The sequence below is a fragment of the Streptosporangium sp. OZ121 genome, from assembly GCF_051918885.1.
Lineage (GTDB): Bacteria > Actinomycetota > Actinomycetes > Streptosporangiales > Streptosporangiaceae > Streptosporangium.
In genome coordinates this window covers 197,072-204,668 of sequence record NZ_JBPXMC010000015.1, presented here as the reverse complement: position 1 = coordinate 204,668, position 7,597 = coordinate 197,072, and the positions used below count along the sequence as shown (strand labels likewise).

Genomic DNA, 7,597 nt, shown 5'->3' with positions numbered 1-7,597 from the left:
ATCGCCACGTGGAACTCCTTGTCTCCGGATTTCCATCATCCGGCACTCAAGGTGTCCACACATCGGGGTGAGGGCCCGGTCTCGGCCTACCCGACCACGCCCGCATGCTCTTCGGCCTGGCACCCCTCGACACCGCATCACCAACTGGCAACTACGGCGACCACCACCAGGAGCAGAGCGAGGAACTGACAGCCCGGATCGAAGCAGCCGCCGCCATCGACCCCACCATGGTCATGATCCTCACCACCGACACCAACAACCTGCGCCTCATGGACCGCCGACTCGGCGGCATCGCCATCGCCGACAAGATGCGCGCCCAGATCTCCCACGTTGAACACGCCCACCGCCACGCCGTACGCCCCGGCATCCGCGCCCAGCTCGCCCACGTCCTGGCCGAGACCGCCTCACTGGCCGGATGGCAGGCAATTCACACCGGAGCGCTCAACGACGCCTGGAACCACTACGAGCACGCCAAAGCCGCCGCCCGCGAAGCCGACGACCCCGCCCTCATCGCCTACGTCTCCGGCGAACAGGCATACGTCCTGATGGAACTCGGCCGCCCAGCCGAAGGCACCGAACTCCTCCAGTACATCCACGCCACCTACCGCGACCGCATCCCCGCCCGGCTACGCACCTGGATGTCCGCGGCCGAAGCTGAAGGCGCCGCGATCCTTGGCGACGAGACGACCTGCCGTACCGCCTTGGAACAGGCCGCCGCATTCCTGCCCGATGGTGACACCGACCCCGACATGCCTTACCTGTCGGTCAACGCCCACCACCTGGCCCGCTGGCGGGGGAGTTGCCTCGTGCGCTTCGGCGATCCGGGAACCGTCGAGGACCTGCGCTCAGCACTGGCCGGGATGGACGGCACCTACAACCGCGCCGAATCCGGCGTCCGCTGCGACCTGGGCCACGCCCTCCTCGCCCGAGGAGAGCCCGACGCCGCCCAACCCCACATCCAACGCGCCCAGCACCTCGCCACAATGACCGGATCCAGCCGGCAACGCTGACGCGTCGAAGAACTCGCCCGAGCCGTCAGCCGCTCGTTGCGCTGAGCCGATCCCGCGCCGCGAACAGACCGATCAACGTCCCCGACGTCCAGATGTCCCCGCGGGCGATCATCGCCGGGATCTCCGCCATCGGCACCCACTCGATGAGATCCGCCTCGATCTCCCCGGTCGGACTCCCGACCAGATCGGCACCCCGCACCAGGAACAGACTGTGCTCGGAGTCGACCATGCCCGCCATCGGCTGGTAGGTGATCAAAGGCTCAATCTCCTTGGGCCGGTACCCCGTCTCCTCCTCCACCTCACGAGCAGCCGTCGTGATCGCGTCCTCACCGGCTTCGACCAGGCCGCCGGGCAGCTCCCAGCCCCACCGGTCGAACAGGAACCGATGCCGCCACATCATCAGCACCCTGTTCTGCTCATCGACCACCACGGCGATCGCCGCCCGATCCAGATGCACCGCGTGATGCTCGAACCGCTCCCCGTCCGGGATCGCCACGTCAACGAGCCCCAACCGGATCCACCGGTTGTCATAGATGAGCCGTTCCCCGTGCACGATCCACCGCGACCGCTCTTCGTTGGTAGCCACACAGCGAAGTTGCAGGCCAACATCCCCGACGTACACGGGCATGAGCACAGAGCCATCGCGCTGCCGCGGAGCATTGTCGAATTAATCTTGTATGGATCAAGGCGACGGCGCGGCGCGCCGCCGTACTCCCGGCCCTGCGCCCGCCCGCCGTCCGGGCGTGCGGCCTGGGGGCCGGTCCCGGACTGCGGCGGGACACCGGGCCGGGCACCGCACGCCGCCCCCGCCGTACCAATCGAACGCACCGGCCGCGGTTGCCGCGCCGCATCCTGGTGTCTTCCGCGACAATCAGCACCGTGATCGATCATTACCGCAATCTGTTCGACCGGCACCAGTGGTTAGAGGGCGCGCTCTGCTGGACTGTGGTGCAACCCCTCGACGAAGAGATCAGTGCGGAAGGCCTCCTGCGACGGCTGAACGGAGGCCGGGACCCCCAGCAACGCATCATGGAATATCCCACGGAGGAGGCCTGGAGGGAGGATCTGCCGGTGCTCTTCGCCTTCGGGGGCGAAGGAACCTACGGCTTCCTGGAGTTCAGCTACGGCTATGCCACACCCGATCACATCCTCGTCGAACTCAGCAAGACGTCACGGGTCTGGATGACGACCTGGCACACCAACGGGGGATACACGATCCTCAAGGCGGCCGACGGCCAGATCAAGGCACGGATGGGCTACTTCATCTTCGCCGAGCACCGCATCCAGGAGGGCGACCCCAACATCCTGGCCGATTTCCTGCCCATGCTCGACAGCCTCGACCAGGAGGACTACCGCGGCAAGCTCAGCGCGGCATTCGCCTTCATCGAGGCGTCCACCGGCATGCGCCTTGAAAGCGAATGGCTGGATGTAGAAGAGGCACCCGTCATCATCCTCGACAACTGGAATGAGGACTGAACGCAGCTGACCGGACATAGCGCCGGTGACCCTCAAACCCATGCCTCCGGCGGGGGCGCTCCGACTCCGGGATCATCACCGCGTCCGCTGTCTGGGCCGTAGGTGGCGGAGGTGGAAGCCTGATCATCCCGCCCGCCATCGACCCGGGACAAGCCGAGCAGACCAGGGCCACGGGGTCAAGGTCGTTCGTCCGGTGGGGCGCTCCACCTTGACCCCGTGGCCCTGGCCCGCTTCCCCTTCGGGCGGGTCGACGACAGACGGGATGATCAGGCGGCCGGCGTGTGCGCGTCGCGCGAGAAACACCAGGTCGCGGGCTGATCGTCGTGCCATTAGCGTGCCATTAAGGGCGGTAACGAGGGGGCAACTACGGTCACTCATGACCGACCGCAGACCCAGGTCAACGCCCCTACAAGCCAAGATCCTTACAATTCCCAAGCTGACAGCGCGGGTTCGATTCCCGTCACCCGCTCCATTTTCCAGTCCTCCGTTCGTGACAAGGTCAGTCGGCCCAAGGCCGCGCCAACAGCACCACTCGATCGGTCTCGACATCAAACCCGAGTACCGGGTTGCCCGGATCCCAGTCCCCCTCCGGCGACATCATCACCGGCTTGCCCAGCCGCCGCCCGATCACCGTGATGAACTCACACAGGATGTCCAGCCGCTCCTGCCCCTGAAGCTCCCGCAGGTCGACGTCGAAGTCGATCGCGTCATCCGCCATGAACCGGAAGATCGCCAGTACATCAGGCGCCGGCCAAACGCGAAGCTCCGCGCACTCGGCATCCACAGGTCGGGATAGCACCTGCTCGGCACGGGGCAACGGCATGACGACGTCGCCTTCGCGATACTCGCTTCTCCAACCATGGACTTCGATCAAATCGAGGACCATCTGCCAGTCCTCAACCGAGGTGTCCGTAACCCAAACATCCGGCAGCGTCCCCATCAGGCCAGGATCGAAGAAACTCTTAACCTCATCCCACACCAAATCCGACACCCCGCCATGCTGCCCGCTGATGCGAGCTACCGCACCTCGCGTAGATCGAGCCATCATGATCGCGTGCCAGATCCGTGCCAGAACAGGCGGGGAACCACGGTCACTCACGGGGAACCACGGGGACTCGACCACTCCTGACCTGCACCCCCGTTTTCCCAGCTCAGGACAGCAAGGTCAGCAGATGATTCCCAAGCTGACGGCGTACGGACCGAACACGTGAGTTTGTCGGACCTCGCTGCCACGATCTTCGTGTCCATCGCTCTCGTGGGAAGGCATGAGAATGAGCAGCGCTACGGCGGCAGCCTACAAGTGGCTCTGCCAGGAGTTCAGTGACGGCCTCGGAGAGATATGGCTCTTCGCCGGCTTCGTCCGGGATCTGTCCCCCGAGCAGGCCCTACAACGCATTGGCGTCATCCCGGGGCCTCTGGGGGAATCCGGATTCGGTGTCGCGGCCTATGCGGCCGATGGCGGAACCGCTCTGATCGAATACGGCTGGGGCGGCATCATCTATGGCTGCGGTAGGGAACTGTCGGAGGGCACAGCCGCGGCCGCAGTGCGGGCGACCATCAACAACCGGGACTTCACCCACTCTGTCGACGGCCGCTTGATCACCACGTTCAGTCTGTACTCCTACCGTTTCCGGGAGGGGGACGACCCTGACCGGCTCCAGGCGGATGCCGAAGACCTCGGCATGGACATCAACAGCGACCAGCTCGACTTCCCCGACGACCCCGTCTCCAGCGCTCTGGCCCTTGCCGAACGCGCCACGGGCGTCCACCTGTCTCCCGCCCGTTTCGCTCATCCGGCTCTGATCGGATCCACCGACCACCTCCATCCCTACCGCTGACGCCCTTGGCTCATGAAGATCCAGAACATGGGCGGAATGGTTTCGGTACGTCACACCCGATGCGGCGCGAAACTTCAGGTCACGGCACCACGCGCCGCGTAGGAAGCCCGCCATTTGTAGTCCGCAGGTTCCCGGGGGAGTCGTGGGCTCCTCGGCCAAACTGTGGCTGTGCAATATGCGTGCAATGATTATGGTGGCAGGGGGTCTGTGAGCGTGCTGCGAACCAGGTCAGCGGCCATGTCACTCGAAGAACGGTCACGTCCTGTAAAACCGTCGGCTCAGCCTACGCAGGTTCAAGTCCTGCACCTGCCACACCAGCAGAAAAAGCCCTCTCACCAGCGGAAACGCGGTGCGGGGGCTTCTTCGTTTCTGATCTACGACTCCCCGTGATTCCCCGCCGTTTCCCGTGAGATCCGGCTTCCACCTCAACCGTCTACGGCCTTCGTGGTGCGACGTCGATCATCCCGGAGCCGAAGTGCCTCCGCCGGAGGCACCAAAGGCGCAGGAGCGCGCTATCCCGTCTTTCTGCTTCTAGGGGTGATCGAAGAGGATGAGCTCGCTACGATCGGGAGCCTCAAAGATCTCGGCCCACTGCTCGATCATGCTCCGGCTGATAACCGCTACGCCCGGCGACTCCTGCCTGTTGCGGGCCTCCAGTCGGCGCCATAACTCGTCAGTGGGGACCGGCAGGTAGTGCAACTCGACTGCGGCTCCGAGGGCGCGAGCACGAAGTCGCATCTCGTCGCGTTCGGCACGAGCCCAGAAACCGAACTCCAGGATCACACTCACTCCGAGCCGGACGAGGTCTTCTGATTGCTGCCGGAACAGCCCTTCCAGCCGATCACGTGGCTCTGCCTCGTGGAGGTCGATTCCCAAACGGGCCAACCAATCGTCAGGGCATAGGCGAACGGCCGGAATCTGGTCAGCCAGTCGCTTCGCCAGAGATGTCTTGCCTGCCCCAGGCAGCCCGCACAGCAAAATCAATCGCCCCGGCCGACCCTCGTTCATGCCAGACACCCTATGTCGCACCACCGTTCCGATGGTGCCGACCACCACCGAGCACACCCGCTGACAGACGATCGACACGCATGATCCCCGCCTGCCACCAGGGAAGGAGACACTCCTACCTCTGCCCGTAGTAAGGCCGGCGATCCATTTCGGAGGCAGGCCCGCATTGGGCCCGAGGAGAAGAATCACGGCGGGCGCGACGACGACGAAGGCGACGGGAATGACCATTCGCCACATCGTGGTCAGGGCATGGGCGGTCTCCTGAGCGGGGATCTTGGTGTTCAGCTCGCCCTTCGACTCTCCGTGGAGGGGACGGGCGCTGATCGTCGGATTGGCGACTGCCGAGGGGGCTCTTCAGCCGGCTCGGTGGTGGGGGACGGAGTCCGGGACGGCTCTGCTGCCACGGCGGTACGGGGAATGCCGGGTACCCGCGTCCACGTACGGAAATGCTCAGTCCACCAGGCCGGCGCGGTAGGCGGCGATGGCCACCTGTACCCGGTTGGTGACGGCGAGCTTGTCGAACAGGTGGGATACGTGGCTTTTGACGGTTGCCTCGCTCATGTGCAGGCTGGCCGCGATCTCGGTGTTGGAGCGGCCGAGCCCCACCTCGGTGAGCACCTCCCGCTCGCGGCCGGTGAGGGTTTCCAGCCGGGCGAGCGCGTCGCGGCGACGCCGGATGGGCACGTCGGTGGTGACCCGGTGGATCAGCCGCCGGGTCACCTGCGGGGACAGCATCGCGTCACCGCTGTGCGCGAGGCGTACGGCACGGATCAGATCGTGCGGCGAGGTGTCCTTGAGAAGGAATCCGCAGGCCCCGGCCTCCAGGGCGGTGAAGACGTGCTCGTCGCTGTCGAACGTGGTGAGGATCACGACCGCGGGCGCACGGGCGAGCCGGCGGATGGCCTCGGTGGCGGCGAGGCCGTCGGTCCGCGGCATCCTGATGTCCATCAGGACGACGTCCGGCCCCAGGCGGTGCACGGCGTCGACCGCCTCGTCCCCGTCCGCGGCCTCCCCCGCGACCTCCACGTCGGGCGCGGATTCGAGGATGAACCGCAGCCCGGCGCGGATCAGCGATTCGTCATCCACCAGCAGCGTCCTGATCATGTGTGTCCCTCGCGGACGCGTCCCACGGCAACCGGCCCTCGAGACGCCAGCCTCCCGCATCGCCGGGCGCGCCGTGTACCGTTCCGCCGATCAGCCGGAAACGTTCTGCCAGGCCCACGAGACCGGCCCCGGCGCCGGAAGGGCGCGCGGCGGGCCGGAGCGATCGCTCGTTGGTGACCGTGATCGTGACGCCGTCCTGCGGGCTCCCGGTCACGGAGACGGTGACGGGTGCTCCGGCGGCGTGCTTGTGCGCGTTGGTCAGCCCTTCCTGTACGAGCCGATAGGCGGCCCGGGCGGTCGCCACCGGCAACGTGCCGAGGTCGCCGTGCAGCGTGACGGCGTTGCCGGCCGACGTCCAGGACTCCACCAATCGCCGCAGGTCGGGAAACCCGTCGTCATGTCCGGCCCGCAACACGCCCACGATCTTCCGTAGCTCTTCGAGGGCCTCCTGCGCGGTGACCCGGATCAGCGCCGCCTCCCGCTCGATCCGTGCCGATTCCGCGCCGGGGTTGACCTCCAGCCCGCCGGCGTGCAGCGAGATGAGGGTGACCTTGTGCGCGAGCACGTCGTGCATCTCCCGTGCGATCCGGCCGCGTTCGGCGGCCTTCGCCTGTTCGTCGCGCAGGTGCCGTTCGGTCTCGGCGCGCTCCGCGCGTTCCCGCAGTGATCTGGTGAGCTCGCGGCGGGTGGCGGTGTACCCGCCGGCCACCAGCACGGCGGCGGTGGCGGCCATCGCGGAGAGCAGCGCGTCCGTGCTGAACCTGCCGTCGCCGACCCACTGCTGTGCCAGGAATCCCGCCACGCCGATCGCCGCCAGCGCCGCGAACCGCGGGCCCAGCCGCGCCCCCGCACCGGAGAACAGGCCGATCAGCAGCGGCCCGGGGTTGCCCGACAGCGCGTACGCACCCGCCCCGATGGCGGTGACCGCGATCGGCCACCGATCGCGGAACCACACGGCACCCGTGGCGACCAGCCCGGCGGACGCGATGACCACGCGCGGCAGCGGCGCCCACGGCACCCTGACCGCCAGGATGGCCAGGACCAGGCAGAACGCCACGGAGGCCGCGCTGATCGCGTGCGGGCCGAGTGTGACGACCCGCCGCAGCGCGTTCCGGTACGTCACCATCGGCCCAGCGTAGCCAGGGCGGCGGCGCGTCACCT

8 protein-coding genes are annotated in these 7,597 nt (G+C 66.9%); 3 read left to right on the top strand and 5 right to left on the bottom strand.

Going from position 1 to position 7,597, the window contains the following annotated elements; all coding sequences use genetic code 11:
- The first annotated feature begins 104 nt into the window (after positions 1-104).
- On the top strand, positions 105-1,010 hold the full coding sequence (locus ACTOQ1_RS25620) for an XRE family transcriptional regulator (RefSeq protein ID WP_440070563.1): 906 nt from the start codon (positions 105-107) through the stop codon (positions 1,008-1,010).
- A gap of 25 nt (positions 1,011-1,035) precedes the next feature.
- Here ACTOQ1_RS25620 and ACTOQ1_RS25615 read toward each other — a convergent pair whose 3' ends face one another.
- A complete protein-coding gene (locus tag ACTOQ1_RS25615; RefSeq protein ID WP_440070562.1) occupies positions 1,036-1,596 on the bottom strand; it encodes an NUDIX hydrolase in 561 nt (186 codons plus the stop codon).
- 293 nt (positions 1,597-1,889) lie between these two features.
- On the opposite strand from ACTOQ1_RS25615, the gene ACTOQ1_RS25610 reads away from it, so the two are divergent.
- A complete protein-coding gene (locus ACTOQ1_RS25610) occupies positions 1,890-2,486 on the top strand; it encodes a hypothetical protein (protein WP_440070561.1) in 597 nt (198 codons plus the stop codon).
- A 499-nt stretch (positions 2,487-2,985) separates the two neighbouring features.
- On the opposite strand, the gene ACTOQ1_RS25605 is transcribed toward ACTOQ1_RS25610, so the two are convergent.
- The gene (locus ACTOQ1_RS25605; RefSeq protein ID WP_440070560.1) at positions 2,986-3,477 is read right to left on the bottom strand and encodes a hypothetical protein; all 492 of its coding nucleotides are present in this window, start codon (positions 3,475-3,477) and stop codon (positions 2,986-2,988) included.
- 280 nt (positions 3,478-3,757) lie between these two features.
- On the opposite strand from ACTOQ1_RS25605, the gene ACTOQ1_RS25600 reads away from it, so the two are divergent.
- Entirely contained in the window at positions 3,758-4,324 is a 567-nt protein-coding gene (locus ACTOQ1_RS25600; protein WP_440070559.1) for a DUF6461 domain-containing protein, read from the top strand.
- A gap of 531 nt (positions 4,325-4,855) precedes the next feature.
- Here ACTOQ1_RS25600 and ACTOQ1_RS25595 read toward each other — a convergent pair.
- The 3 genes from ACTOQ1_RS25595 to ACTOQ1_RS25585 form a co-directional block, all read right to left on the bottom strand.
- Positions 4,856-5,410 (bottom strand): AAA family ATPase, encoded by a 555-nt coding sequence (locus tag ACTOQ1_RS25595; RefSeq protein ID WP_440070558.1) that lies wholly within the window; start codon positions 5,408-5,410, stop codon positions 4,856-4,858.
- A 372-nt stretch (positions 5,411-5,782) separates the two neighbouring features.
- Positions 5,783-6,436: a response regulator transcription factor gene (locus tag ACTOQ1_RS25590; protein ID WP_440070557.1), complete on the bottom strand. Its 654-nt coding sequence runs from the start codon at positions 6,434-6,436 to the stop codon at positions 5,783-5,785.
- Complete coding sequence (locus tag ACTOQ1_RS25585; protein ID WP_440070556.1) at positions 6,411-7,562, bottom strand: sensor histidine kinase; 1,152 nt, start codon at positions 7,560-7,562, stop codon at positions 6,411-6,413. Before ACTOQ1_RS25585 ends, ACTOQ1_RS25590 begins: the two co-directional genes overlap by 26 nt.
- Between the last annotated feature and the right edge of the window lie 35 nt (positions 7,563-7,597).